Origin of the sequence: Rahnella bonaserana (assembly GCF_019049675.1) — a bacterium.
GTDB lineage: Bacteria > Pseudomonadota > Gammaproteobacteria > Enterobacterales > Enterobacteriaceae > Rahnella > Rahnella bonaserana.
Window position 1 is genome coordinate 131,012 of sequence record NZ_JAFMOW010000065.1, and the last position, 26,035, is coordinate 157,046.

Here is a 26,035-nt window from a genome sequence, read left to right on the forward strand (position 1 = left end):
ACTGATGAATATAGAGACTAAAAAGATGAGTCGTAAACAACGTGCGTTATTTGAACCCCGTCTGATCCGCACTGCCCTGCTGGATTCGGTGAAGAAACTGGATCCCCGCGTTCAGTGGCGCAATCCGGTGATGTTCGTGGTGTATCTGGGCAGCATTCTGACCACGCTTATCTGGCTGGCGATTTTGCTGCACCGTACCGAAGGCAGCGCGGCTTTTACCGGCAGCGTATCGCTGTGGCTGTGGTTCACCGTGCTGTTTGCTAACTTCGCCGAAGCGCTGGCGGAAGGCCGCAGCAAGGCGCAGGCGCAGAGTCTGAAAGGCGTGCAGAAAACCAGCTGGGCGAAAAAGATTTATGAATCGCGCCCTGAATCACCGGTGATCAAAGTCGCAGCCGATACATTGCGTAAAGGCGATTACGTGCTGATCGAAGCCGGCGATACCGTGCCGTGCGACGGCGAAGTGCTGATCGGCGGCGCATCGGTAGACGAAAGCGCCATTACCGGTGAATCTGCGCCGGTGATCCGCGAATCGGGCGGCGACTTCTCCTCAGTTACCGGCGGGACCCGCGTGTTGTCCGACTGGCTGGTGGTCGAGTGTTCTGCGAACCCGGGTGATACCTTCCTCGACCGCATGATTGCAATGGTCGAAGGCGCCAAACGTCGTAAAACACCAAACGAAGTGGCGCTGACGATTTTGCTGGTGGCACTGACGCTGGTGTTCGTGCTGGCGACGGCCACGCTATATCCGTTCTCGCTGTTCAGCGTGGATGCCAGTCATGCCGGTATTCCGGTCACCGTCACCGTGCTGGTCGCGCTGCTGGTGTGTCTGATCCCGACCACCATCGGTGGTTTGTTATCGGCTATCGGCGTGGCGGGCATGAGCCGCATGCTGGAAGCCAACGTGATTGCTACCAGTGGCCGTGCGGTGGAAGCCGCCGGTGACGTGGATGTGTTGCTGCTGGATAAAACCGGCACCATCACGCTGGGTAACCGCCAGGCCTCGCAGTTCCTGCCCGCGCCTCAGGTGACGGAACAGGAACTGGCCGATGCCGCGCAGTTATCCTCTCTGGCTGATGAAACACCGGAGGGCCGCAGTATCGTGGTGCTGGCGAAGCAGCGCTTTAATCTGCGCGAACGCGATATTCATTCGCTGAATGCGACCTTTGTACCCTTTTCCGCGCAAACCCGCATGAGCGGCGTTAACGTCGGCGAGCGCAGTATTCGTAAAGGCGCGGTGGATGCCATCCGTCGTCATGTGGAATCCAACGGCGGCACCTTCCCTAAAGCTGTCGATGGTCTGGTTGAAAATGTGGCGCGTAAAGGCGGCACGCCGCTGGTGGTGGCTGAAGGCGCGAAAGTGCTGGGCGTGGTTGAGCTGAAAGATATCGTCAAAGGCGGCATCAAGGAACGTTTCGCCGAGCTGCGCAAAATGGGCATTAAAACGGTGATGATCACCGGGGATAACCGTCTGACTGCCGCCGCCATTGCTGCTGAAGCGGGTGTCGATGATTTTCTGGCAGAAGCCACGCCGGAAGCCAAACTGGCATTGATTCGTCAGTACCAGTCGGAAGGCCGTTTAGTGGCGATGACCGGTGACGGTACCAACGACGCCCCTGCTCTGGCGCAGGCCGATGTGGCGGTGGCGATGAACTCCGGTACACAGGCGGCAAAAGAAGCCGGGAACATGGTCGATCTTGATTCCAACCCGACCAAGCTGATTGAAGTGGTACATATCGGTAAACAGATGCTGATGACGCGCGGCTCACTGACCACCTTCAGTATCGCCAACGACGTGGCGAAGTATTTCGCCATCATCCCGGCAGCGTTTGCGGCGACCTATCCGCAGCTCAATGCACTGAACGTGATGCATCTGACATCGCCGTCGTCGGCCATTATGTCGGCGGTCATTTTCAACGCCCTGGTGATTGTGTTCCTGATCCCGCTGGCGCTGAAAGGCGTGAGCTATAAAGCCATGAGTGCCGCCGCCCTGCTGCGCCGGAATCTGTGGATTTATGGCGTCGGCGGGCTGCTGGTACCCTTTGCGGGTATCAAACTGATTGACGTGATCCTGACCGTTTTACATCTGAGCTGATTTTTGAGGAAGACTATTATGTCCGTTAAAAGAATGTCCTATGTCCGCCCGGCTCTGGTGATGACGGTTCTGCTGACGCTGGCGACCGGCGTGGTATATCCGCTGCTGACCACCGGCGTCTCAGAGTTGGTGTTCCGTACTCAGGCCATGGGTTCGCTGGTAAAAGACAGCGGGAATAAGGTGATTGGCTCAGAACTGATCGGGCAGAACTTTACCCGTAATGATTATTTCTGGGGACGTCCTTCTGTCACCTCCGACTCGCCGTATAACCCGATGGCTTCCGCTGGCAGCAATCTGGCGGCCAGTAATCCGGCACTGGATCAGGCGGTGAAAGACCGTGTGGCTGCGCTGCGTAAGGCCAATCCGCAAAGTCCGGCGGCGGTGCCGGTGGATCTGGTCACCGCCAGTGGCAGTGGTTTAGATCCCCAGATTTCGGTGGCTGCCGCCCAGTGGCAGGCACCGCGCATTGCTGTCGCGCGTGGTCTGCCACTGGCGCAAGTGAATAAATTGATTGATGATAATACATCATCGCCGCTGATTGGTTTCCTCGGCCCCGACGTGGTTAACGTGCTCGGGCTGAATCAGGCGCTGGATGAACTGAAAAAAATTAACCGACCAAAATAATTCGGGTTGCAGGAAGGCGACAAGTGAAGGAGTCCCGATGAGCTTACATAAGTAAGTGATTCGGGTGACTGAGTGAAGCCAACGCACCTGAAGCTCGAAGTATGAAGGGTGATATGACAGAAGAAAGACCCGATCCTGACAGCCTGCTGGCGCTCGCTAACGAGAAGCCACGCGGGCAACTGAAAGTCTTTTTCGGCGCCTGTGCGGGCGTCGGGAAAACTTTTGCCATGTTGCAGGAAGCACAGCGCCTGCGCGCCACCGGCCTCGACGTGCTGGTTGGCGTGGTGGAAACCCACGGAAGGGAGGAAACGCAGGCGCTGCTGCCGGGGCTTTCTCTGTTACCGCCGAAACGCATAAACCACCGCGGTCGTCAGGTGCAGGAATTTGACCTCGACGCCGCGCTGGCCCGCCGCCCTGCCCTGATCCTGATGGATGAACTGGCACACAGTAACGCCGCCGGTTCTCGGCATCCGAAGCGCTGGCAGGATGTCGAAGAGTTACTCGACGCAGGAATCGACGTGTTTACCACCGTCAACGTTCAGCACCTCGAAAGCCTGAACGATGTGGTCAGCGGCGTCACCGGCATTATTATTCGCGAAACCGTTCCCGACCGCCTTTTTGATGACGCCAGCGAAGTGGTGCTGGTGGATTTACCGCCAGACTCCCTGCGTCAGCGCCTGAAAGAAGGCAAAGTTTATATTCCCGGTCAGGCTGAACGCGCCATCGAACACTTCTTCCGTAAAGGCAATCTGATTGCCCTGCGTGAGCTTTCCCTGCGTCGTACTGCCGATCGCGTTGACGATCAGATGCGCGAATATCGCGACGATCAGGGCGTTAACCGCGTCTGGCACACCCGCGACGCGCTGTTGCTGTGCATTGGTCACGGCGGCGGCAATGAGAAACTGGTGCGGGTCGCTTCCCGCATGGCCGCACGTCTCGGCTGCGTCTGGCATGCCGTGTATGTAGAAACGCCTCGTCTGCATCGTCTGCCTGAAGGCCAGCGCCGTGCCATTTTGCATTCCCTGAAACTGGCGCAGGAACTGGGCGCAGAAACTGCCACGCTCTCCGATCCGCAGGAAGAACAGGCGATTTTGCGTTACGCGCGCGAGCATCGTCTTGGCAAAATCGTGACCGGTCGCCGCCGTGAAAAACGCTGGAAATTCAGCGCCAGTTTTGCCGATAAACTGGCAGATATCGCGCCGGATCTCGATCTCATCGTCGTCGGACTGGAAGATTCACCGCCCAATCCGGCACGCAAAGAACAGGACTCACGCACGTTCGCCGACCGCTTCAGCCGTCAGCTCTGGGGCTGCTCGCTGGCGGTAGCGCTGTGTGCGGTGATCACCGTGATGTCGCAATGGCTGGTGCCAACTTTCGATCAGGCCAACCTGGTGATGGTGTATCTGCTCGGCGTGGTGATTGTCGCGCTGTTTTATGGCCGCTGGCCGTCGGTGCTGGCGGCGGTAATCAATGTTGTCAGCTTCGATCTGTTTTTCGTCCAGCCGCGCGGCTCGCTGGCAGTCACTGATGCACAATATCTGGTGACGTTCGGCGTCATGCTGATTGTCGGTATTCTGATCGGGAATCTGACTGCCGGTGTGCGCTATCAGGCGCGCATCGCCCGTCACCGTGAAAAACGCGCGCAGCATCTGTATGAAATGTCCAAAGGGTTGAGCCAGTCGCTGACACCGGAAGCCATTGCACAGACCAGCCGCCACTTTATTTCTTCCAGCCTGAATGCCAAAACCGCTATTTTGCTGCCACAGGAGAACGGTGAACTGAAGCAGCCTGCCGGGGAAATCACGACGATAGTGGTGGATGAGGCTATCGCACGCTGGAGTTTCGACAAAAAACTGCCTGCTGGTGCGGGCACTGATACCCTGCCGGGCGTGCCGTATCAGCTTCTGCCATTGATAGCTTCCGGTGAATCACGCGGTTTGCTGGCGGTCGAACCGCCGAATATCCGCCAGTTGCTGGTACCGGAACAGCAGCGTCTGTTGCAGACTTTCACCGTGCTGATTGCCAATGCCCTCGAACGTTTGCATCTGGCCGCCAGCGCAGAAACGGCCCGGCTGGAAACCGAACGCGAGCAACTGCGCAACTCGCTGCTTTCAGCGCTTTCCCATGATTTACGCACCCCGCTGACGGTGCTCTTCGGCCAGGCGGAAATCCTGACGCTGGATCTGGCGTCGGAAGGCTCAAAGCATGCGCCGCAGGCCAGCCAGATCCGCCAGCAAGTGCTGAGCACCACGCGGCTGGTGAACAATCTGCTGGATATGGCGCGCATTCAGTCCGGAGGATTTAATCTGCGTAAAGAGTGGCAGTCGGTGGAAGAAATCACCGGCAGCGCCCTGCGGATGCTGGAACCGGTGCTGGCACACGACCACATCGAAATCGATTTACCTCAGGAAATGGTGCTGGTTAACTGCGACGCCAGCCTGATTGAGCGGGTGCTGATTAATCTGCTGGAAAACGCCCATAAGTATGCCGGAACCGGTGCGACGATTGGCATCAGAGCCACGCCGATGGATGACTGGCTGGAGATCGAAGTCTGGGATAATGGCCCTGGTATTCCGGCCGGTGCTGAACACGCTATTTTCGAAAAATTCGCCCGCGGAAATAAAGAATCAGCTATTCCCGGCGTGGGCTTGGGATTAGCCATTTGCCGTGCCATTATTGAGGTGCACGACGGACGAATTTGGGCTGAGAATGGCCCGAACGGCGGCGCGCGTTTCCGTTTCAGGCTTCCGCTGGAAGCCCTGCCTGAGATGGAGGCGGATATGGACAATGACATCGACGAGGCAACGTGAGCGCATCCCCGGTAAATATTTTAATTGTTGAAGACGAAAAAGAGATCCGCCGCTTTGTGCGCACGGCACTCGAGGCGGAAGGCTTACGGGTGTTTGAAAGCGAGACACTGCAACGCGGGCTGATTGAGGCCGGCACGCGTAAACCGGATCTGATCATTCTCGATCTCGGTTTACCGGACGGTGACGGCCTGACTTATATCCGCGATTTACGCCACTGGAGCGCCATCCCGATTATTGTGCTGTCAGCACGCACGAGCGAAGAAGACAAAATTGCTGCGCTGGATGCCGGTGCTGATGATTTTCTTACCAAGCCGTTTGGCGTTGGTGAACTGCTGGCGAGGGTTCGCGTTGCATTGCGCCGCCATGCGGGCAGCTCACAGGAAAGCCCGCTGGTGACGTTTGCTGATGTGACGGTAGATTTGATCAACCGGCGCGTACAGCGAAACGGGGAAGACTGTCATCTGACGCCGATTGAGTTTCGCCTCCTGGCCGAACTGCTGGCGAACAGCGGTAAAGTCATTACTCAGCGTCAGTTACTGAGCCACGTGTGGGGCCCGAATTACGTTGAACACAGTCATTATCTGCGCATCTACATGGGGCATTTGCGCCAGAAACTGGAAGCCGATGCCACCCGGCCGCGTCATTTACTGACCGAAACCGGCGTGGGCTATCGTTTTATGCCTTAGGTTCGTCAGTTTCCGGTTTGGCTTCGCCAAATTCGGCTTCCAGACTTTCCGCAGCCTGCTGCAAAATCGCATTCACCCGCACCACCTGCTCCGGCGTTAAATCCGCACGCATCATGTTGCCGCGCAGCGCGTGACGCAGGCGGTGCATCGATTCATGAATACCTTCTGCCAGATTGTTTTCGCGCGGACGCTGAGCCCCGGCCAGACGGGCAAAAATCACATCCACTGCCGCCTGATGCTGCGCCAGTTCGACTTTCCCGGCTTCAGTTATCTGATAGCTTTTACGACCATTACCTGTGGCGACAGGCTCAAGGAAATCCTGTTCTTCCAGCAGCGTCAGCGTCGGGTAAATCACGCCAGGGCTTGGTACATACAGACCGGAAGACGCTTCTTCAATCGCTTTGATCAACTCATAACCGTGGCTTGGTTTTTTCGCCACCAGCGCCAGCAGCACGCGGCGCAAATCACCGTGTTCAAACAAACGATGCACACCGCGCTCGCCACGCCCCCCGCGACGACCGTCGCCACGTCCGCGGCGTTCGCGCCCTTCTTCACCACGTTCTTCACCACGATGGCGCCCATCCCGGCGCAACATGTGGCGCTCGCTGTGATCGCTGCGTTCTGAATCATGACGGCAATGACCGCGATGCCCTTCTTCCCGGCAACCGTGACCGCGATGGCGGCCTTCAAACATTTTGCTAAACATAGTTTACTTCCCATTTAGATATATCGAATTATTTCGATATATCTAAACTAGATCGGTTTTCAGAAACTGGCAAGCCGAAAAGTGCATTTAGATATATCTTTTTCATCTCTGAACTGACGGCAAGAAACGGGCAAAAAAAAAGCGCTGAATAATCAGCGCTTTTGATGAGGTCAAGAAAGGGCTTATTTGGCGTCGGCAAAAAATCAGATGACCGGAGGATCTTCTGCCAGAGTACGGTGATCAATGTACTGACCGCCATTAAAGATGGTGTTGTCATCAAAGTGGAAAGGCTGAGGGCTTTCAATGCGTGCATCCAAAAACGTTGCATAGAAAGAAATGAAATTTAACGCCGAGATTGGCTTGTCATGATACGTCCGGCTTTTCGCACTACTATCCAGCACCAGCAGCGGGATATTATAATTTTGCTTATAGCTGGCATTATGCAGTAAGGTCAGGTGACCGGACGATTCATCTTTGCTTAAGCCGTGATCTGAGAAATACATAATTTTAAAGTGATACTGCTTTTGCTCCGCCAATGTGTAGATTTTTTCGATCATCTTATCTGCTTTGAGGTAGGTCGAGAGGTAGCAGGAAATCGCTTTTTCTCTGTGCGGAATAATCATGTCATTCCGTGTAAGCCGGTCACAAAAATTCGCATGCGAACCCATGAGGTGGAAAACGACCAGGGTATTTTCTTTTTTCTGATTGAGGATTTTCTCGTAAGGCGTAATCAGCTCCGAATCATCTGAATTACTGTCGTCATAAGATCCTTTTTTAAGCAGGAAAAGATGATCGCTGTAAATGGATATTTTCGATATCGGCGTATCCGCTTTACCAAGAAAGCCTTGATTAGAAAGCCAGTAGGTTTCCATATGGAGCGCTTTCGCCAGCGTCACAATATTATTATTGATTTCAATATTACCGTCAGGGTTTGTTTTCGCTAGCGTACGTGGCAAAGCCATAAAAGTATTAGGCGCGGCAGCATGGTATTGAGAATAATAATCGCCAGGCTCTCTCTCTAAGAAAGGCATGTTCTTAACCGGATAACCATACAGCGAACTGTAATCGCTGCGCATACTTTCACCAATAATCACAATGTAGAGATTTTTTCTCTTACCATTAGGTAAAACAGAACTCGCTTTCCAGTTTGAAGGAAGACCACGACTGCTGTTCAGGTCAGCCATATTTTCTTTATAAGAATAATAGGATGTGTAAGCGCGCTGGAAGAAATTAAACATGTTCAGACGCACCCCCATTTCTCTATCGAACCTGACGAAAATAACACCAGCCATGAGTACCAGGAAAACACACGATATTGTGTTATTTTTTATTTTCCTGTCTTTTGATAAATAAAAGAAAATTAACATAGTAACAACAGGAAGAGCCATTTGGTAACATGTAACTTGCTTAACAAATTCCAGCGCTTCGGTGGTATTGGTTTGGAATAGCGAAGACATCACCAGGATGGAAGGCTTACCATATAAATTTGCTGTTATTGAATACACAGCAGAAATGAAAACCAGCACCCATGCTAACCGCCTGACCATTCTTCTGGCAGAAAGAATAAATGCAAAAAATAATGCATTAAAAATGAAATCGATGCCTTTCGCTGTCTTGTAACCTAAATTTATATTGAGAAGAATTGCGGAAGAAATCACAAGAAGAAAAGCAAAGCACGCATCCTTGCTGGGTAAATTTAATCGGCGCATTTTAGTTATACTAATTAATTGAATAGTGAAGGGAATAATCCGTATTATTGAAAATTATGACACTTTTATGAAAACCGGCCGAAATATACACCCTTGGTATTATTGAATCAAAAGGTAATTAATGTTTTCCTAAGACTATAAAAAAAGCGCTGAATAATCAGCGCTTTTGATGAGGTCAAGAAAGGGCTTATTTAGCGTCGGCAAGAACCTTGCTGACGATTTCTACCGCTTCTTTCTCGATTTGTTCACGGTGTTCAGCACCGAGGAAGCTTTCACAATAGATTTTGTAGGCTTCTTCTGTACCGGAAGGACGAGCCGCGAACCAGCCGTTTTTAGTCATCACTTTCAGGCCGCCGATTGACGCGCCATTACCCGGCGCGTTCGTCAGACGGGCAGTGATCGGGTCACCGGCCAGCGTGTCGGCTTTCACCTGTTCAGGAGAAAGTTTAGACAGCGCGGCTTTCTGCGCATGAGTTGCAGGTGCCTGAATACGGTTGTAGCTTGGCGCGCCAAAGCGGGCAGCCAGTTCGTTGTAATGTTCCTGCGGGTTTTTGCCGGTGACGGCGGTAATTTCCGCTGCCAGCAGGCACATGATGATGCCGTCTTTATCGGTAGACCATGGTGTGCCGTTGAAACGCAGGAAAGAAGCCCCTGCACTTTCTTCGCCACCAAAACCGAAGCTGCCGTCAAACAGACCATCAACGAACCATTTAAAGCCTACCGGTACTTCTACCAGTTTACGGCCTAAATCTTCCACTACGCGGTCGATCATCGCGCTGGAAACCAGCGTTTTACCGACGGCAACATCTTTGCCCCACTGCGGACGGTGCTGGAACAGGTACTGAATCGCCACCGCCAGATAATGGTTCGGGTTCATCAGACCGGCTGGCGTCACGATGCCGTGGCGATCGTAGTCAGGGTCATTGGCAAAGGCCAGATCGAATTTATCACGCAGCGCAAGCAGACCGGCCATCGCGGATTCAGACGAGCAGTCCATGCGGATCACACCGTCGTGGTCGAGATGCATGAAACGGAAAGTCTGATCGACTTCATCGTTTACCAGCGTCAGGTCCAGTTTGTAATGTTCAGCGATACGTTTCCAGTATTCGATACCGGAACCACCGAGAGGATCCACACCGAGTTTCAGGCCTGCTTTCTGAATAGCAGCCATATCAACAATGTCGGTCAGGCCTTCGATAAACGGCTGAACCAGATCCTGTGCGACCAGATGACCGCTTTTCCAGGCTTGATCCAGAGACTGTCGTTTCACGCCTGCAAGCCTGGCAGCCAGCAATGCGTTAGCGCGTTTCTCGATCACGGAGGTCAGATTGGTATCTGCCGGGCCACCGTTGGTCGGGTTGTATTTGATGCCGCCATCTTCCGGTGGATTGTGCGAAGGGGTGATGACGATGCCATCAGCCAGCGCGCCACCGTTGCGGTTATGGGTCAGGATAGCGTGAGACACCGCAGGCGTCGGCGTGAAGCCGTTGTCTTCCTGAACAATGACATCTACGCCATTCGCCGTCAGCACTTCCAGCACAGAGATAAACGCCGGTTCAGACAACGCATGCGTGTCTTTACCCACGTAGCACGGGCCGGTGGTGCCCTGCTCTTTACGCACTTCAGCAATTGCCTGAGCAATAGCCAGGATGTGCGCTTCATTAAAGCTGTGACGCAACGAACTACCGCGATGGCCGGACGTGCCGAACTTAACAGCGTGTGCTGTGTTAGCCGGATCCGGTTGCAGAACGTAATACTGTGACGTTAACTGCGCCACATTAATCAAATCGCTTTGCTGAGCAGGTTGCCCTGCACGGGGGTGATTAGCCACTGGCGCTTCTCCCTTACGCTGAAATTTAGAGGGTGCCGCACACTTTGTCAGTCAGTTCCGCCGGGAACTGCATGAGTTGCATGATGTGTTCGATCATGCTGCGTTTGCGACCTGTGTTGGTATTCGTAATAACCCAATACGGCGTTCCGGGAACGTGTTTAGGCTTGGTATGAATGCCGTTTTGCAGCAAGGTTTGCTGGTCACCGGCAAAATAGGTACGCGTGCGGCCCGTTAATGACTCGGTCGCAACAGCAAATTCTTTCGGGTTCAGGCCATACAAGGTCGACAGGATCAACATAAAGCGGTTTACCGCCTTGGTTTGCTCTGCGTATTCGTCAGACAGCAACAGTTCACGGACCGCGCGGACTTTATCACGCGAAGTCGGTGCTGCTGCGGCGGCGACAGGTTTTTCCTGCGCAACAGTGCCGGCAATAACGGAAGCATTCACTGACGCGGCAGGAGCGGTCTGTCCGGCAGTAAACTTCAACATACGGCGTAAAATATCAGACGCACTTTCACCGATAGCCTGCGTGTGGCTGGCAATGTAGCGGTAGAGTTCTTCGTCAACCTCAATAGTTTTCATCTTTATCCAGTACTGTTTTTCTACTTAATTCAAAAGGATTATACAAATTTCTACACAGTAACAAACAGGGGAATTGTGCCGCGAAGCAAAAACCAGACTACTTCCCGTTTTTGCTGCATGCTGGCTCCGGCCTGATCTGCTTCTGGTAGTCAAATCCCGCTCAGGCATCTGGCAGAAACTTTCTGTTTTAAAAAATCATCCGCAACTCATGATAACCTAATGGAATCGTTTATCAGTATGAACTTCGCCATGAAATTACATTATCGCCTGCAAGAACCTGAAGTCGCTGGCAGCCATGCCCTGCCGGTTTTGTTAATCCACGGTCTGTTCGGAACCCTTGATAATCTGGGCGTTCTGGGCCGCGACCTGAAACAACAGCATAGAGTGTTACAGGTTGACTTGCGTAATCACGGTCAGTCCGGGCGTTCTGATGAGATGTCATACGCCGCGATGGCACAGGATTTAACAGAAACGCTGGATGAAGTGGGTTTCCAAAAAATCATTGTTATCGGCCACTCAATGGGCGGAAAAGCGGCGATGGCACTGACCGCGCTGATCCCCGACCGTATAGAGAAGCTGATCGCCATTGATGTCGCGCCGGTCGATTACCGCGTTCGCCGCCACGATGAGATTTTTGCAGCGATAAATGCCGTCACCGCAGCCGGTTTATGCGACCGCACGTCAGCGGCTGCCTGTATGCGCGAGTATATAAAGGAAGACGGCGTGATTCAGTTTCTGCTGAAATCCTTCCAGCAGGGAGAATGGCGCTTCAACGTACCGGTGCTGCTCAGTGAATACGAAACCATCACCGGCTGGGAAGACGTGCCGCCGTGGGATCACCCGGCGTTATTTATCCGCGGCGGATTGTCTCCGTATGTGCAGGATGCTTACCGCGAGGATATCGCCCGTCAGTTCCCGCAGGCAAAAGCCTATGTCGTCGCCGGAACCGGACATTGGGTTCACGCGGAAAAACCCGAGGCCGTGCTGCGGGCTGTTCACCGTTTCATCGATGTGGACTAAGGTTTAACATCCTGGGGATAAATTGTGCAAAAAGTCTGCACAACTTAGAAAGTTATCATGAAATCAGGGCAATCAGGCGTTGTGAACCCCAGGCGCGCCAGTGTATGATTGCGCGCTATAATTTTGCCGCCCCGTTTCACTCAGTCTGAGTCGCGGGGGGTAAATTGGGTCAGGGTTTCTTAGCCCGAAATGTGTGAAACGCTCGTCAGGAATCGGCTTGCCGTTTTCCGATGTAAAAACTTCCCTGGTTGTACCGCTACCTATGGCAAAAGAACAACTGGATCGCACGACGATTGATCTGTTCGCAGATGACCGCCGTCCGGGGCGTCCAAAAACAAATCCGCTATCCCGTGATGAACAGCTCAGGATCAACAAGCGCAATCAGTTACGCCGCGATAAAGCGAGCGGTCTGCGTCGCGTTGAGCTGAAAATGAATGCCGATGCTGTTGATACGCTCAATAAGCTGGCTGAAGAACGTAACATCAGTCGTAGCGAACTGATTGAAGAGATGCTGCTGGCGCATCTTAACGGTCATGAAGGCTGATTGAAAACGGGTAACCTTACCAGGCTACCCGTTTGTTTTTCCTTTCCTGTATTCCTGCTTACTCCACTCTTTTAACTCAGAACTTTTCCCAGTTCTCAGCACTTTTCGCCGAAAGCATGCCGGTATCCGGACGCAATAATGGCGCAGAAATGGACTTCGCAGGACGCGAACCGACGCTGGTCACGCTGTCTTTGAGTTTGAATGTGGCCACAGCGTTGTTGAGTAATGCAGCCTGTTCCTCCAGAGAAACTGCCGCCTGCGATGCCTGTTCAACCAGCGAGGCGTTTTGCTGCGTCACGCTGTCCATCTGAGTGATCGCCACCGCCACCTGACCGATGCCTTTGCTTTGCTCATCAGATGCCGAAGCGATTTCTGCCATGATATCGGTGACATGCGTAATTGAGCGCACCACTTCATTCATCGTCAGACCGGCGTTTTCAACCAGTTTTGAACCGCTGTCCACGCGCGAAACTGATTCACTGATCAGTGATTCGATTTCTTTCGCCGCCTGGGCGCTGCGCTGCGCCAGATTACGCACTTCGCTGGCGACCACAGCAAATCCACGCCCCTGTTCGCCCGCACGTGCAGCTTCAACTGCAGCGTTCAGCGCCAGAATGTTGGTCTGGAAAGCAATGCTGTTGATGACCGACGTAATTTCAGCAATCTTTTTCGAACTGCCGGAAATGTCTTTCATGGTACTGACCACGTCCGCCACGATATTGCCGCCCTTCTGCGCCGTGCCGGAGGCTTCAATCACCAGCTGGCTGGCGTGATGTGCGTTATCGGCGTTGTGTTTCACCGTCGCGGTCAGTTCTTCCATGCTGGCGGCGGTTTCTTCCAGAGCAGAGGCCTGTTCTTCGGTACGCGAAGACAAGTCATTATTGCCCGCTGAAATTTCCGATGCGCCCTGATAGATATGGTTAGTACAGTTCCGGATAGTCTGAACCGTATTCACCAGACTCGCCTGCATCACATTCAGCAACGGGATCAGTTTACCGGCACAGTTTTTACCGAACTCTTCCATATACTGCGTCAGGTCACCGCTGGCGATCAACGCGAACTGATCGCGAATTTTATCCAGCGGTTTCACCAGCGCCATCACCAGATAACGATCAGTCAGCAGCAACAGGATCAAACCGATACCGAAAGCGCTCAGCTGGATCACTTTGCTCATGTAAGTCAGATGATTGGATTCATTTTGTGCGGCCTGAAAATCTACTGCAATCTGGCTGCTGACCTTTTCCATTGATAAACCAAAAGTGCGGCTCAGCGCCGGAACCGTGGTGTTAGCTAACTGGTTATAGGTGTCGATATTCCTGCTGCTGGCAGCATTGAATAAGGGTGTCACCCCTTGCGTGAGCAGATTTTCCCAGCTGCTTTGCAGTTCCTGAATGGCTGAATCTTCCAGACCCGGATGTGGCGCTGTTTTGAAAACGGCCAGCGCCTGAGTCAGTCCATCAAGGGATTGCCTGGCACTGTCAAAAATTTCAGGCCCTTTTGACGGGTCAGCCTGAAACTGTGCAACAGCACGATTCAGGCGCGTCACGGTTCGGAAATACTGATCGTTGCCTTTGCTGATCAGCGTCATGTTGTTGACCAGTTCGGAACTGTTCCTGGTGTTTTGGGTTAATGTGCCAAGTGATGTGACGGTATAAAGGGAAACACCGGCCCACATGATGCAAAAGATGCCAAGAATGGTTAATAAAGCGGCCCTGATGGTAATATTTTTTAAAAACTGCACGATATGCCTCTCTCGAAACAGAACTGTTTCTGGTCTGAGGATTGACGGGGATGCGGAGAATCAAAACAGGTAACCAGCAGGCATACGCCCCCGGACATGTTTGAACACCTCTCCGGGCATCGATTTCTTTATTATGTTGAGATTGCTCTCGCATCATCTATCGGCGGGGCGTGCATAAACTTAAGGAAGGAGCCGGTTTATTTCTTCACTTTGCTTATGACCTCAGTAACCCTGTGGTTGATAAGCACACGATGGCGATAACACTTTAAAATATTGCCCGATAAACTTATTCCCCAGTTAAGAAGGCGAGCAGAAGGATATTCTCCGCCTCGCGAGTTTGGTATCATCTTCGCTATTATTGCCTGCAATGCAGGGCACTTCATTTAGAACAAGAGGTTAGGTAATCTTATGGCCGTTGTAGGTATCTTCTTTGGATCCGATACAGGTAACACCGAAAACATCGCTAAAATGATCCAGAAACAATTGGGTAAAGATGTTGCTGAGGTGCATGACATTGCGAAGAGCAGCAAAGAGGATCTGGAAAAATTCGATATTTTGCTGATCGGAATTCCAACCTGGTATTACGGTGAAGCGCAGTGTGACTGGGATGACTTTTTCCCGTCTCTCGAAGAGATAGATTTCGAAGGTAAGCTGGTTGCCCTGTTTGGCTGCGGCGATCAGGAAGACTATGCCGAGTACTTCTGCGATGCACTGGGTACCGTGCGCGATATCATTGAGCCACGCGGCGCCGTGATTGTCGGACACTGGCCAACGGAAGGTTATCATTTCGAAGCATCTAAAGGCCTGGCTGATGATAAGCACTTCATCGGACTGGCAATTGACGAAGACCGTCAGCCAGAACTGACCGCTGAACGTGTTGATGCATGGGTGAAACAGATCACAGAAGAGCTCAGCCTTTCAGAAATTATTGGCTAAAACCCTGTTGGCCCTGAGGATTTATTCTACAATTGAAGGGCCAAACTATTACTGAAATTAACAATTTAACCGCTACAAAATTGTAACTTTCGGTCGTATCAAGGTACACTGAGTTCATCTGTTTTTTCTATCGATCAAGTCGTTGCATTATCAATGTGACAGGCAATTTGTGATCTTTATTAACAGGCTGTCGTTTACGAGAATGGGCACACTTCCCTTAAACGAAGAACAGTAAACGAACAATTTTGTGCCGCCGATGCCACAGGCTGCATGCCTCAACTTGATTAGCACATAGTAACAGGACTGAATCCGCATGACTGACAACAACACCGCACTGAAGAAAGCCGGCTTAAAAGTCACGCTTCCGCGCCTCAAAATCCTGGAAGTGCTGCAAGCGCCGGAAGGTCATCACGTTAGTGCGGAAGATCTTTACAAGCAACTGATTGATATGGGCGAAGAAATTGGTCTGGCCACGGTTTACCGTGTTCTGAACCAGTTTGACGATGCCGGTATCGTCACCCGTCATAACTTCGAAGGCGGCAAGTCTGTATTCGAACTGACCCAGCAACATCACCACGATCACCTGATCTGTCTGGATTGCGGTCGTGTGATTGAATTCCGTGACGAATATATCGAAGGTCGTCAGCGTGAAATTGCTAAAAAACATGGCATCAAACTGACCAACCACAGTCTGTATCTGTACGGCCACTGTGAAGCAGGCGACTGCCGTGAAGATGAATCTTTGCACAATGACAAACCTGCGCACTAATTCGCGCAGTATCGATTGTCGCAACTGTTCTGAATAAACTAACCGCTGAAAAGCGGTTTTTTTATGTCTGCGCTTTACCCCGGACACAGGCGTGGAATGCGGACATAAAACATAAAAAACCCCGGCAAGCCGGGGTTTCGCTTTTGATAATATGAATTTGCCAGGTTAGGCTTTTACAAACGTCTGCTTTTAGTTAGCCATTTCAGGCGCGTTGCTGGTTTTGATTTCCTGCCAGATTTTACCGCAGTCTGACGCATAAGCCTGGCCATCACCGGTTTTGCGCGCCGTCAGACAACGCTGGTAATCCACCACGCGTACTGTTTCCTGTTCCGCAAATTTCTGGTGGGCTTTTTCCTGCTTCAGTTTGTTCAGCAACACCTGACAGGACGCCAGTTTGTCGGGGTTGCCCTCCGACGTATTAATACAGGTACGGTAGTCTTCACGCGTTTGTGAAATTTGTGCCTGATCGGCGTCAGGCGCACAGCCTGCCAGCAGCACAGCAGATACCGCAATCATAAGTAATTTATTCATCGACATAACGACCTCAGAAAATAGTAAATGGAGCGATAACGATGAATTTCACGTCTTTTTCATCCTGAAATATATTGCCGTAACCCCCGCCCCAGCTCGGAATATCTGAGTGGTTGTCGTACTGGGTGTAATGCAGTTTGAACAGCGTCCCCTTCGCGCGGCCTTCCTGAATGGTGTAAAGCGCATCCAGACTCCAGGCGCTCTCTTTCAGTCGCTGGCTCTGGTCATAAGCGGCGTTGGTACTCGGTTTGGCGTCCCACGCATAAACGTAAGAACCGCCGACAGCAAAACCTGGCAGATCCCATTTCGCGAGATCATAAAGTACGCCGGCGTACACCGCTTTTTCGCCGTTGGCGTTGAAGTCCGAACGGTTATCCCACCACACGTCAAGACGACCGTTGGAGGAGGAATACGTCGGGGTCATGCGTTGCAGGAAGTAGCCCTGATTACCTTCCGCTTTGACCATCGTCCCCTCCAGGCGCCAGTTAAACTGACCGGTGGTATAACCGAAAGTCAGCGCCTGCAACCAGGCCAGCCCGTCGTATAAGCTGTTCGGATCGTTCTTATTACTGATGCGGTCTTCCGCACCATAGAACTGGTAGCTGGTGGTCAGCGGATTGCCCATCAGATCGATTTTGTAGGACGCTTTGGCAAAATACTGATCGACGTAACTTTCAGCCTGACCAAAAGCACCTTCCAGCACGAAATCATTTTTGAAGTCGTATTTTGCGCCGAGAGAGTGGATGTACGAAACGCCCGTTTTCTTGTCGTTCTGGCGGAAATCATCCATTTCCAGATGCCACGGAGATTTATATTCGTCCGCCCACATGTAGGAGAAACTCAGTTCCCCCGGATCACCAAAGTCATGCTTGTAGCCCGCTTCCGCGCCGCGGTAAGTACCCGGCATGAAGCTCCAGTGTGGTGCAATCAGTGTCTGGCCCGTTGGCTGGATGTAACCGGCATGTCCCCAGAATCCGCCATATTTAAATTTACCGGCGGCTTTGTACAGGCTGACCCCGCTTTTATCGCCGGAGTAATCTTCGTCGTAGGCACGGTTGCTGTTGGAGAAAGCGATTTCGTTAGGATGCCCGCTTTCGCTGCTTTCGGCCAGTTCAACTGCCGTGAAGGCTGCGATATCAACACCAAACATGTCCCAGGCATATCCGGAAGAAAAATCGAGATTCAGGTTAGCGGTAGAATGAGAAAGGTTGGTTGTGTAGTCTTGGTAGTGGTCGCTCGCCGGATCCATATCCTTGCGATCACGCTCACGCTGCCAGTAATACACACCGCCGGTCAGCGTCGAATCGTCAATAAAGCCTGCCGCCCTGGCATCTTCAGAAAACATCATCCCGCCACCCAATAAGGTGCCGGCAAGAGAATAAAGTGCAGGTTTCAGGTAAGCCGATCCCCTGCCCCTGTTAAGGTGCTTGTGCATAGAAATTCCTCATCTTTGACTAAAAAATACGAACAAAACCCAAACGGGTATTAAAAGCGGCCGCCAAAGGCGTAACCGGTTAATTCATGATCAAGAGTATTTTTCGCGACGCGAATTATCAATGAGTAATTACTCCTTGATCGCCGAAGTATGACTAAGTGCACATAAAGATGAAAAAGTGTAACAAAAAGCTTTAAGAAAGGGTCAGGCAGAGAGGTGATGAAAATAAATAACAGAATCAGTAAATTGTAAATTTTAAGCTTTCATTTAAACGTTTCAGCACACAAAAAACAGGGTTTAAAAGTAAACATCAAAAATACATTAATTCGCGATGAAAAACAAAATACTCAAATCCCAGACATAAAAAAACGCAGCCGGAGCTGCGTTTAACTTTAGGTCGTTCAAAAACCAGCCATTCGGAGGCGGTTACGCGACGGGTTTGCTTTCCCAGGTATCACGCAGGCCAACGGTACGATTGAACACCAGATGGTCGGCGCTTGAGTAGCGGCTGTCGGCACAGAAGTAACCTTCACGCTCGAACTGCAGGCTGATTTCGGCCTGAGCGGTCACCAGAGAAGGCTCAACAAAACCATGAGCAATCACCAGTGATTCCGGGTTGATCGTCGTCAGGAAATCTTCTGCCTGACCAGGATTTGCAACGCTGAACAGACGGTCATACAGACGGAATTCCGCCGGTTTACCTTCAGTCGCAGAAACCCAGTGGATCACACCTTTCACCTTGCGGCCATCAGCAGGATCTTTGCTCAGCGTGTCGATATCGTAAGAACAGAAGATAGTGGTGATATTGCCTTCTGCATCTTTCTCGATACGTTCCGCTTTGATGACATACGCATTGCGCAGGCGAACTTCTTTGCCCAGCACCAGACGTTTGTACTGTTTGTTCGCTTCTTCGCGGAAATCAGCCTGATCAATATAGATTTCGCGCGTGAACGGCACTTCGCGGGTGCCCATTTCTGGTTTGCTCGGATGGTTCGGCATTTTCACCATCTGCACGTCATCGCCGGTAAAGTTCTCAATGATGACTTTAACCGGATTGATTACCGCCATGGCGCGAGGCGCGTTTTCGTTCAGGTCGTCACGAATACAAGATTCCAGCGCCATCATTTCGACGTTGTTATCTTGTTTCGTCACGCCAATGCGGCGGCAGAATTCGCGGATAGACGCGGCAGTGTAGCCACGGCGACGCAGACCGGATACGGTCGGCATACGCGGGTCATCCCAGCCTTCAACGATATTCTCCGTCACCAGCAGGTTCAGCTTACGCTTAGACATGATGGAGTATTCGAGATTCAGACGGGAGAACTCGTACTGACGCGGATGGCATGGAATAGTGATGTTATCCAGCACCCAGTCGTACAGACGGCGGTTGTCCTGGAATTCCAGTGTGCACAATGAATGTGTGATCCCTTCCAGCGCATCGGAAATGCAGTGGGTGAAATCGTACATCGGGTAGATGCACCACTTGTTGCCGGTCTGATGGTGTTCTGCAAATTTGATACGGTAAATGACCGGATCACGCATCACGAAGAATGGCGAAGCCATATCGATTTTTGCACGCAGACACGCAGCGCCTTCAGCAAATTCGCCATTACGCATTTTTTCGAACAGCGCGATATTCTCTTCTACGCTGCGATCGCGGAACGGGCTGTTTTTACCCGGCGATGTCAGAGAACCACGGTATTCGCGGATCTGGTCAGGAGACAGTTCATCAACATAAGCCAGGCCTTTATTGATCAGTTCCAGCGCATAAGCGTGCAGCTGATCAAAATAGTCTGAAGAATAGTGAATATCACCACTCCAGTCGAAACCTAACCATTGCACGTCGTGTTTGATGGACTCAACGAATTCAATATCTTCTTTTGCCGGGTTGGTATCGTCAAAACGCAGGTTGCACTGCCCCTGATAGTCTTGCGCGATGCCAAAATTCAGGCAGATAGATTTCGCATGACCAATATGCAGATAGCCATTAGGCTCAGGCGGGAAACGGGTATGAACGGTATTGTGTTTCCCGGTCGCCAGATCTTCATCAATAATCTGACGGATAAAATTTGTTGGGCGGGCTTCTGCCTCACTCATTGTGCAATTCCTCTACGCGACATTTGACTCTACGGATAACCGCTTATGTTCCAACAAGCCACGTAAGGAAACAACCGTTAGTTGCATAAAATCGTGGTTATCTGCATGACTTCTGCTTAGAAGCAATAAAAAAGCGGGAAGAGATTGCTCTCTTCCCGCCATAGGGCTTTCTACTGTAAATCAATCAACAGAGTTATTTACTCTGGATTTCGAACAGTTTGGTCTGACCGGCAACCACTGAGCCACTGGCCAGAGAAATCACACCGGTGTAATCGTCGATGTTGCTGACCACAACCGGGCTTATCATTGAGCGCGCATTGGCGTTCAGATAATCCAGATCCAGTTCCAGTACAGGCTGACCTGCGACGACCGTTGCGCCTTCTTCGACCAGGCGGGTGAAGCCCTGACCGTTCAGTGCAACCGTATCAATCCCCATATGCACCACAATTTCAGCGCCGGAAGTGGTTTCCAGACAGAACGCATGGTTGGTATTGAAGATTTTCACCACAGTACCGGCCGCAGGAGAAACGACGGTTTTGTCTGTCGGACGAATAGCGACGCCATCACCGACCGCTTTGCTGGCAAATGCTTCATCAGGCACCTGATCCAGCGCAACGATGTCACCGGTGACCGGCGCAACCAGTGTCTCTACGACGGTTTTGACGGTGTTTGGTACCGCCTGAGGCACTGCTTTAGCCGCAGCAACGGGCGTAGCGACACCAGCAGCAATCGGGCCGCGAGCCATCACTTTCTTCATGGCATCAGCCAGAGATTCAGCTTTAGCGCCAACGATAACCTGAATACTTTGTTTGTTCAGACGAACAATACCTGATGCGCCCAGACGTTTACATGCAGCGTCATCAACGGTGCCGGCATCTTTCACGTTCAGACGCAGACGGGTAATACAGGCATCAATACCTTTGAAGTTATCAGAACCACCCAGAGCACCGATATAGCTCACAGCCAGCTGATTCAGACCTTCTTCAGTGTTGCTGTTTGCTTCCGGCTCACCGATATGATCAACGTCGTCTTCACGACCTGGTGTTTTCAGGTTGAACATGCGGATGATAACGCTGAACAGAACGAAGTAGATGATGAAGAAAATCACACCCATCACCAGCAACATCCAGACGTTTTTACTTGCTGCTGGCAGGTTGTACATCAACGCATAGTCGATGGCGCCTGCAGAGAAGGAGAAGCCTGCGTGAATGCCCAGAGCAGTTGCGATGTACAGGCTGATCCCGGTCAGGATGGCGTGCACTAAGTACAGCAACGGAGCAAGGAACATGAAGAGGAATTCTAATGGCTCGGTCACACCGGTCAGGAATGCAGTCACCGCGACGGATACCAGCATACCGCCAACCAACGGACGACGTTCTTTTGGTGCAGCAAAGTACATTGCACATGCTGCGCCTGGCAGACCGAACATCATGATTGGGAAGAAGCCGGACATGAACATCCCTGCTGTACCGTCACCCGCGTAGAAGCGGTTGATGTCACCGTGGAATACAGTACCTGCAGCGTTAGTGAAATCACCAATCTGGAACCATGCGATGGTGTTCAGAACCTGATGCAGACCCGTAGGGATCAGCAAACGGTTAACGAAACCAAAGATACCTGCACCGAATGCGCCAGCACCTACGATCCACTCCCCGCCTGCGCGGATTGCATCCTGCACCGGAGGCCAGACGTAACCAAAGATAGCGGCCAGAATCAGACAGAAGAAGCCGGTTGCGATAGGAACGAAGCGTTTCCCACCGAAGAAGCTCAGGAAGTCAGGCAGTTTGATATCAGACCAGCGGTTGTAAACCATACCGCCCACCAGACCGGTAATGATACCGGCCAGCACGCCCATGTTTACCGCAGGGTTGATGGTAATCATCGCTTTAGTCAGGATGAAGTAACCAATACCGCCCGCTAAGGCAGCTGCACCCGCATTGTCTTTAGACCAGCTGGATGCCACACCAATAGCAAAAATTAATGCGAGGTTATCGAAAATCCCGCCACCGGCTTGCGCGATGAAAGGCATATTAAGAAGATCAGGCTGACCGAAACGCAGCAATAAAGCAGCGACCGGTAGTACGGCTATCGGCAGCTGTAGCGCTCTGCCTAAACGCTGAAAGAATCCAAGAATATTCACATTTCCCCCTATCCGCCGTCAGGCGAATCACCTAAGTAGTTTAATTAGTATGGTTACTACCTTTACATTTACCGTTCCGATTTAACCAACTGCACTTATAACTAACAGCACTGCGAGTGTAAAAAGATTATTTCGTATCGCAAATTAAAACCTCTCTTTTTGTGAGAAATGTCACCAAAAAGAGGTCACAACATGCCATCAGACTGGTCAACACACAAAACTTATTTTATCATTAAAAAAATCTAGACGGCATTGTGCCATTCATAAACCGCCACGGTGGTTTACGCTTAACAAGACCGCCTTTGAACTGACGAACTTAGTTTTTACTTTGACTACGCATATCCGCAGTCATTGACGTTGTGGACAACACCCCTGCAGCGTCAGGGACAAAGGATATCAACAGTATATTCAATATTCTGAAACTAGAGGTACGTGATGAGACTTATTCCTTTAAACACCACCACTGAAGTTGGCAAATGGGCTGCACGTCATATCGTTGAACGTATTAACGCTTTCAAACCTACCGCCGAACGCCCTTTCGTTCTGGGCCTGCCTACCGGTGGTACCCCTCTCGAAGCTTACAAACATTTAATCGCCATGCATAAAGCAGGCCAGGTTAGCTTCAAGAACGTCGTCACTTTTAACATGGATGAATATGTGGGTCTGCCGCAGGAACACCCTGAGAGCTACCATACATTCATGTACAAAAACTTCTTTGATCACGTTGATATTCCACGCGAAAACATCAACCTGCTGAACGGTAATGCACCTGACGTCGACGAAGAATGCCGCCAGTACGAAGCGAAAATTAAGTCTTACGGCAAAATTAACCTGTTCATGGGTGGCGTAGGCAACGACGGTCATATCGCATTCAACGAACCGGCTTCTTCCCTGGCTTCACGTACGCGTATCAAAACGCTGACGCATGAAACCCGTATCGCGAACTCCCGTTTCTTCGACAACGATGTCTCTCAGGTGCCAAAATACGCTCTGACCGTTGGCGTGGGTACCTTACTGGATGCGGAAGAAGTGATGATTCTGGTCACCGGTCATGCGAAAGCGCAGGCGCTGGAAGCGGCCGTTGAAGGTAATATCAACCACATGTGGACCATCAGTTGCCTGCAATTGCATGCAAAAGCCGTTATGGTGTGTGATGAGCCTTCCACCATGGAACTGAAAGTCAAAACTGTTAAATATTTCCGCGAGTTAGAAGCGGAAAATATGAAAAACCTTTAATTAACTGAGTCCCCGAAAGCATTGGAGTTGCAGCAAGGCGGCAACGGAACGAATCTCCGGGAGCTTACTCAAGTAAGTGACCGGAGTGAGTGAAGGCAGCCAACGCTGCTGCGGCTCAAAGGATTTAGGGGAATGGGGGCATGATGTACGCATTGATTGAGGGCCGGGTCTATACCGGTCATGACGTTCTGGATAACCACGCGGTAGTGATTGCGGATGGCAAAATCGAACGTGTCTGCCCGGTGAGTGAATTGCCGGCGAATGTGGAAACCCGCAGTCTGGACGGCGCCATTCTTGCCCCCGGATTTATCGATCTGCAACTTAATGGTTGCGGCGGCGTGCAGTTCAACGATTCTCTGGAAGCGATTTCAGTAGAAACGTTAGAAATCATGCAGAAAGCCAATGAAAAATCCGGCTGTACCAGTTTCTTACCGACGCTGATTACCTGTAGCGACGACTACATGAAACACGGCATCAGCGTGATGCGCACCTATCTGGAAAAATATCCGAATCAGGCTTTGGGTCTGCATCTTGAAGGGCCGTACCTCAGCCCGCTGAAAAAAGGCACACATAACCCTGCCTTTATTCGCCTGCCAGACAGCGCCATGATTGATTTCCTGTGCGCGAATGCCGATGTCATTACCCAACTGACACTCGCGCCAGAACAGGTGGATGCGAAATATATCCGCCAGTTGCGTGATGCCGGGATCGTGATTTCTGCAGGCCATTCAAATTCAACCTATGCTGAGGCTCGTGCCGGTTTTGCGGCAGGTATCAGCTTTGCGACGCACCTTTATAATGCAATGCCAGCCATTACCGGTCGTCAGCCTGGCCTTATTGGTGCAATCTTCGATACGCCTGAAGTGTATACCGGCGTCATCGCAGACGGTTTGCATGTGGACTGGGCCAACATCCGCAACGCGAAAAAGCTCAAAGGCGAGAAGCTGGTGCTGGTCACTGATGCTACCGCTCCGGCTGGCGCGAATATTGATGAGTTCATTTTTGCCGGTAAAACAATATACTACCGTGACGGACTCTGTGTGGACGAAAACGGTACGCTGAGCGGCTCTGCGCTGACGATGATCGAAGCGGTGCAAAACAGCGTCGAACATGTCGGAATTGCTCTGGATGAAACGCTGCGTATGGCAACGCTTTATCCGGCTCGCGCCATTGGTCTTGATGACCAGTTGGGCAGCATCGAAGCAGGTAAAGTCGCCAACCTCACCGCGTTCACTCATGATTTTAAAATCACAAAAACTATCGTTAATGGTAACGAAGTTTAATTGAGCGGATAACAGCATTGATGACAACTGGCGGACAGCAGGCACAAATCGGCAACGTTGATCTGGTTAAGCAGCTAAACGGAGCGGCGGTTTACCGCCTGATTGACCAACAAGGGCCCATCTCGCGCATTCAGATCGCCGACATGAGCCAGTTAGCGCCCGCCAGTGTCACCAAGATTACGCGGCAATTGCTTGAGCGCGGGCTGATTAAAGAAGTGGATCAGCAGGCTTCTACGGGAGGCCGCCGCGCAATTTCCATTATTACTGAAACCCGCCCTTTCCACGCTATTGCGGTGCGTCTTGGCCGCCACGATGCGACGATTACGCTCTACGATCTCAGTGCCAAATCGCTGGCTGAACAACATTACGCCTTGCCGGAGCGCACCCAGGAGACTCTGGAGAACGCGCTGTTCGACGCGATTGCCCAGTTCATCGAGCTGAATCAGCGTAAAATCCGCGAACTGATTGCCATTTCCGTCATCCTTCCGGGGCTGGTCGATCCGAATAAAGGGATCGTGCGCTACATGCCGCATATCAGCGTCGGTGCGTGGAAGTTAGTGGATGCACTTGAAGCAAAATTTAAAGTCACCAGTTTTGTCGGCCACGATATCCGCAGTCTGGCGCTGGCGGAGCATTACTTCGGTGCAACCCGCGACTGTCAGGACTCCATATTGGTTCGCTTACACCGTGGTACGGGTGCCGGCATTATCGTAAACGGGCAGATTTTCCTTGGCAGTAACGGCAACGTCGGTGAAATCGGCCATATTCAAATCGATCCGCTGGGCGAACGCTGTCATTGCGGTAATTTCGGATGTCTGGAAACCGTTGCGGCAAACGCCGCCATCGAAAATCGTGTGCGCCATCTGCTGACGCAAGGGTATGCCAGCAAACTGAGCCTGGAAGACTGCTCGATTTCTGCCATCTGTAAGGCCGCCAATCGCCACGACGCGCTGGCAACCGAGGTGATTGAGCATGTGGGGCGTCAGCTTGGCAAAGGCGTTTCGATTGCGATTAACCTGTTTAATCCGCAAAAAGTGGTGATTGCGGGCGAAATCACTGAAGCCGATAAAGTTTTGCTTCCTGCTATTCAGAACTGTATTAATGCGCAGGTTCTGAAAGATTTCCGCCGCAATTTACCGGTAGTGACTTCAGCCCTGAATCATCAGTCCGCGATTGGCGCTTTTGCACTGGTCAAACGGGCGATGCTGAATGGCGTTCTGCTGCAGCGTCTGATGGAAAATTGAGACGTGCTATAGTATCAG

General features: G+C 51.7%; 20 protein-coding genes. 11 read left to right on the plus strand and 9 right to left on the minus strand.

From position 1 onward, the window contains the following. Positions 1 to 25: 25 nt before the first annotated feature. From kdpB to kdpE, 4 genes are all read left to right on the plus strand, one after another. The gene (gene kdpB, locus J1778_RS16365; protein ID WP_217174080.1) at positions 26 to 2,092 is read left to right on the plus strand and encodes a potassium-transporting ATPase subunit KdpB; all 2,067 of its coding nucleotides are present in this window, start codon (positions 26 to 28) and stop codon (positions 2,090 to 2,092) included. Positions 2,093 to 2,125: 33 nt separating this feature from the next. Continuing rightward, on the plus strand, positions 2,126 to 2,716 hold the full coding sequence (gene kdpC / locus J1778_RS16370) for a potassium-transporting ATPase subunit KdpC (RefSeq protein WP_217174238.1): 591 nt from the start codon (positions 2,126 to 2,128) through the stop codon (positions 2,714 to 2,716). Positions 2,717 to 2,829: 113 nt separating this feature from the next. Next, complete coding sequence (gene kdpD / locus J1778_RS16375; protein WP_217174081.1) at positions 2,830 to 5,526, plus strand: two-component system sensor histidine kinase KdpD; 2,697 nt, start codon at positions 2,830 to 2,832, stop codon at positions 5,524 to 5,526. Then, a complete protein-coding gene (gene kdpE / locus J1778_RS16380; protein WP_113876042.1) occupies positions 5,523 to 6,212 on the plus strand; it encodes a two-component system response regulator KdpE in 690 nt (229 codons plus the stop codon). Before kdpD ends, kdpE begins: the two co-directional genes overlap by 4 nt. Here kdpE and J1778_RS16385 read toward each other — a convergent pair. From J1778_RS16385 to seqA, 4 genes are all read right to left on the minus strand, one after another. After that, positions 6,202 to 6,906, minus strand: a complete 705-nt coding sequence (locus J1778_RS16385; protein ID WP_420804088.1) for a PadR family transcriptional regulator — start codon at positions 6,904 to 6,906, stop codon at positions 6,202 to 6,204. The two genes, kdpE and J1778_RS16385, sit on opposite strands and share 11 nt — an antisense overlap. Before the next feature lie 215 nt (positions 6,907 to 7,121). Further along, complete coding sequence (locus J1778_RS16390) at positions 7,122 to 8,627, minus strand: phosphoethanolamine transferase (protein ID WP_217174083.1); 1,506 nt, start codon at positions 8,625 to 8,627, stop codon at positions 7,122 to 7,124. Positions 8,628 to 8,814: 187 nt separating this feature from the next. Continuing rightward, the gene (pgm, locus tag J1778_RS16395; protein WP_217174084.1) at positions 8,815 to 10,458 is read right to left on the minus strand and encodes a phosphoglucomutase (alpha-D-glucose-1,6-bisphosphate-dependent); all 1,644 of its coding nucleotides are present in this window, start codon (positions 10,456 to 10,458) and stop codon (positions 8,815 to 8,817) included. A gap of 25 nt (positions 10,459 to 10,483) precedes the next feature. Next, the gene (gene seqA / locus J1778_RS16400; protein ID WP_217174085.1) at positions 10,484 to 11,041 is read right to left on the minus strand and encodes a replication initiation negative regulator SeqA; all 558 of its coding nucleotides are present in this window, start codon (positions 11,039 to 11,041) and stop codon (positions 10,484 to 10,486) included. Between the two features lie 237 nt (positions 11,042 to 11,278). On the opposite strand from seqA, the gene ybfF reads away from it, so the two are divergent. Continuing rightward, positions 11,279 to 12,061 (plus strand): esterase, encoded by a 783-nt coding sequence (gene ybfF, locus J1778_RS16405; RefSeq protein WP_217174239.1) that lies wholly within the window; start codon positions 11,279 to 11,281, stop codon positions 12,059 to 12,061. 262 nt (positions 12,062 to 12,323) lie between these two features. Next, a complete protein-coding gene (gene ybfE, locus J1778_RS16410; RefSeq protein ID WP_056772022.1) occupies positions 12,324 to 12,605 on the plus strand; it encodes a LexA regulated protein in 282 nt (93 codons plus the stop codon). 76 nt (positions 12,606 to 12,681) lie between these two features. Here ybfE and J1778_RS16415 read toward each other — a convergent pair whose 3' ends face one another. Continuing rightward, complete coding sequence (locus tag J1778_RS16415) at positions 12,682 to 14,346, minus strand: methyl-accepting chemotaxis protein (protein ID WP_217174086.1); 1,665 nt, start codon at positions 14,344 to 14,346, stop codon at positions 12,682 to 12,684. A gap of 408 nt (positions 14,347 to 14,754) precedes the next feature. On the opposite strand from J1778_RS16415, the gene fldA reads away from it, so the two are divergent. Both fldA and fur read left to right on the plus strand, forming a co-directional pair. Then, on the plus strand, positions 14,755 to 15,282 hold the full coding sequence (gene fldA, locus J1778_RS16420) for a flavodoxin FldA (protein WP_112287653.1): 528 nt from the start codon (positions 14,755 to 14,757) through the stop codon (positions 15,280 to 15,282). Between the two features lie 313 nt (positions 15,283 to 15,595). Further along, entirely contained in the window at positions 15,596 to 16,051 is a 456-nt protein-coding gene (gene fur / locus J1778_RS16425) for a ferric iron uptake transcriptional regulator (protein WP_015698140.1), read from the plus strand. A gap of 189 nt (positions 16,052 to 16,240) precedes the next feature. Here fur and chiQ read toward each other — a convergent pair whose 3' ends face one another. The 4 genes from chiQ to nagE all read right to left on the minus strand — a co-directional run bounded on the left by chiQ (position 16,241) and on the right by nagE (position 22,254). After that, entirely contained in the window at positions 16,241 to 16,582 is a 342-nt protein-coding gene (gene chiQ / locus J1778_RS16430; protein WP_217174087.1) for a ChiQ/YbfN family lipoprotein, read from the minus strand. Positions 16,583 to 16,595: 13 nt separating this feature from the next. Continuing rightward, the gene (gene chiP, locus J1778_RS16435) at positions 16,596 to 18,017 is read right to left on the minus strand and encodes a chitoporin ChiP (protein WP_217174088.1); all 1,422 of its coding nucleotides are present in this window, start codon (positions 18,015 to 18,017) and stop codon (positions 16,596 to 16,598) included. A 426-nt stretch (positions 18,018 to 18,443) separates the two neighbouring features. Next, the gene (glnS, locus tag J1778_RS16440) at positions 18,444 to 20,114 is read right to left on the minus strand and encodes a glutamine--tRNA ligase (RefSeq protein ID WP_217174089.1); all 1,671 of its coding nucleotides are present in this window, start codon (positions 20,112 to 20,114) and stop codon (positions 18,444 to 18,446) included. A 193-nt stretch (positions 20,115 to 20,307) separates the two neighbouring features. Next, positions 20,308 to 22,254, minus strand: coding sequence for a PTS N-acetyl glucosamine transporter subunit IIABC (gene nagE, locus J1778_RS16445; protein WP_217174090.1), 1,947 nt, complete (start codon positions 22,252 to 22,254; stop codon positions 20,308 to 20,310). A gap of 435 nt (positions 22,255 to 22,689) precedes the next feature. Between nagE and nagB the strand changes: the two genes are divergently transcribed. The 3 genes from nagB (at position 22,690) to nagC (ending at position 26,017) form a co-directional block, all read left to right on the plus strand. After that, complete coding sequence (nagB, locus tag J1778_RS16450; protein WP_217174091.1) at positions 22,690 to 23,490, plus strand: glucosamine-6-phosphate deaminase; 801 nt, start codon at positions 22,690 to 22,692, stop codon at positions 23,488 to 23,490. A gap of 143 nt (positions 23,491 to 23,633) precedes the next feature. Continuing rightward, complete coding sequence (nagA, locus tag J1778_RS16455) at positions 23,634 to 24,773, plus strand: N-acetylglucosamine-6-phosphate deacetylase (protein WP_217174240.1); 1,140 nt, start codon at positions 23,634 to 23,636, stop codon at positions 24,771 to 24,773. Positions 24,774 to 24,793: 20 nt separating this feature from the next. After that, positions 24,794 to 26,017 (plus strand): DNA-binding transcriptional regulator NagC, encoded by a 1,224-nt coding sequence (gene nagC / locus J1778_RS16460; RefSeq protein WP_217174092.1) that lies wholly within the window; start codon positions 24,794 to 24,796, stop codon positions 26,015 to 26,017. The last annotated feature ends 18 nt before the right edge of the window (positions 26,018 to 26,035 follow it).

Excerpts from the sequence above, each read along its gene's own strand:
- chiP (WP_217174088.1), bottom strand. The coding sequence starts at position 18,017 with ATGCACAAGCACCTTAACAGGGGCAGGGGATCGGCTTACCTGAAACCT.
- fldA (WP_112287653.1), top strand. The coding sequence starts at position 14,755 with ATGGCCGTTGTAGGTATCTTCTTTGGATCCGATACAGGTAACACCGAA.
- kdpC (WP_217174238.1), top strand. The coding sequence starts at position 2,126 with ATGTCCTATGTCCGCCCGGCTCTGGTGATGACGGTTCTGCTGACGCTG.
- kdpB (WP_217174080.1), top strand. The coding sequence starts at position 26 with ATGAGTCGTAAACAACGTGCGTTATTTGAACCCCGTCTGATCCGCACT.
- glnS (WP_217174089.1), bottom strand. The coding sequence starts at position 20,114 with ATGAGTGAGGCAGAAGCCCGCCCAACAAATTTTATCCGTCAGATTATT.
- nagC (WP_217174092.1), top strand. The coding sequence starts at position 24,794 with ATGACAACTGGCGGACAGCAGGCACAAATCGGCAACGTTGATCTGGTT.
- nagB (WP_217174091.1), top strand. The coding sequence starts at position 22,690 with ATGAGACTTATTCCTTTAAACACCACCACTGAAGTTGGCAAATGGGCT.
- fur (WP_015698140.1), top strand. The coding sequence starts at position 15,596 with ATGACTGACAACAACACCGCACTGAAGAAAGCCGGCTTAAAAGTCACG.
- ybfF (WP_217174239.1), top strand. The coding sequence starts at position 11,279 with ATGAACTTCGCCATGAAATTACATTATCGCCTGCAAGAACCTGAAGTC.
- ybfE (WP_056772022.1), top strand. The coding sequence starts at position 12,324 with ATGGCAAAAGAACAACTGGATCGCACGACGATTGATCTGTTCGCAGAT.
- chiQ (WP_217174087.1), bottom strand. The coding sequence starts at position 16,582 with ATGAATAAATTACTTATGATTGCGGTATCTGCTGTGCTGCTGGCAGGC.
- J1778_RS16385 (WP_420804088.1), bottom strand. The coding sequence starts at position 6,906 with ATGTTTGAAGGCCGCCATCGCGGTCACGGTTGCCGGGAAGAAGGGCAT.
- J1778_RS16390 (WP_217174083.1), bottom strand. The coding sequence starts at position 8,627 with ATGCGCCGATTAAATTTACCCAGCAAGGATGCGTGCTTTGCTTTTCTT.
- nagA (WP_217174240.1), top strand. The coding sequence starts at position 23,634 with ATGTACGCATTGATTGAGGGCCGGGTCTATACCGGTCATGACGTTCTG.
- seqA (WP_217174085.1), bottom strand. The coding sequence starts at position 11,041 with ATGAAAACTATTGAGGTTGACGAAGAACTCTACCGCTACATTGCCAGC.
- kdpD (WP_217174081.1), top strand. The coding sequence starts at position 2,830 with ATGACAGAAGAAAGACCCGATCCTGACAGCCTGCTGGCGCTCGCTAAC.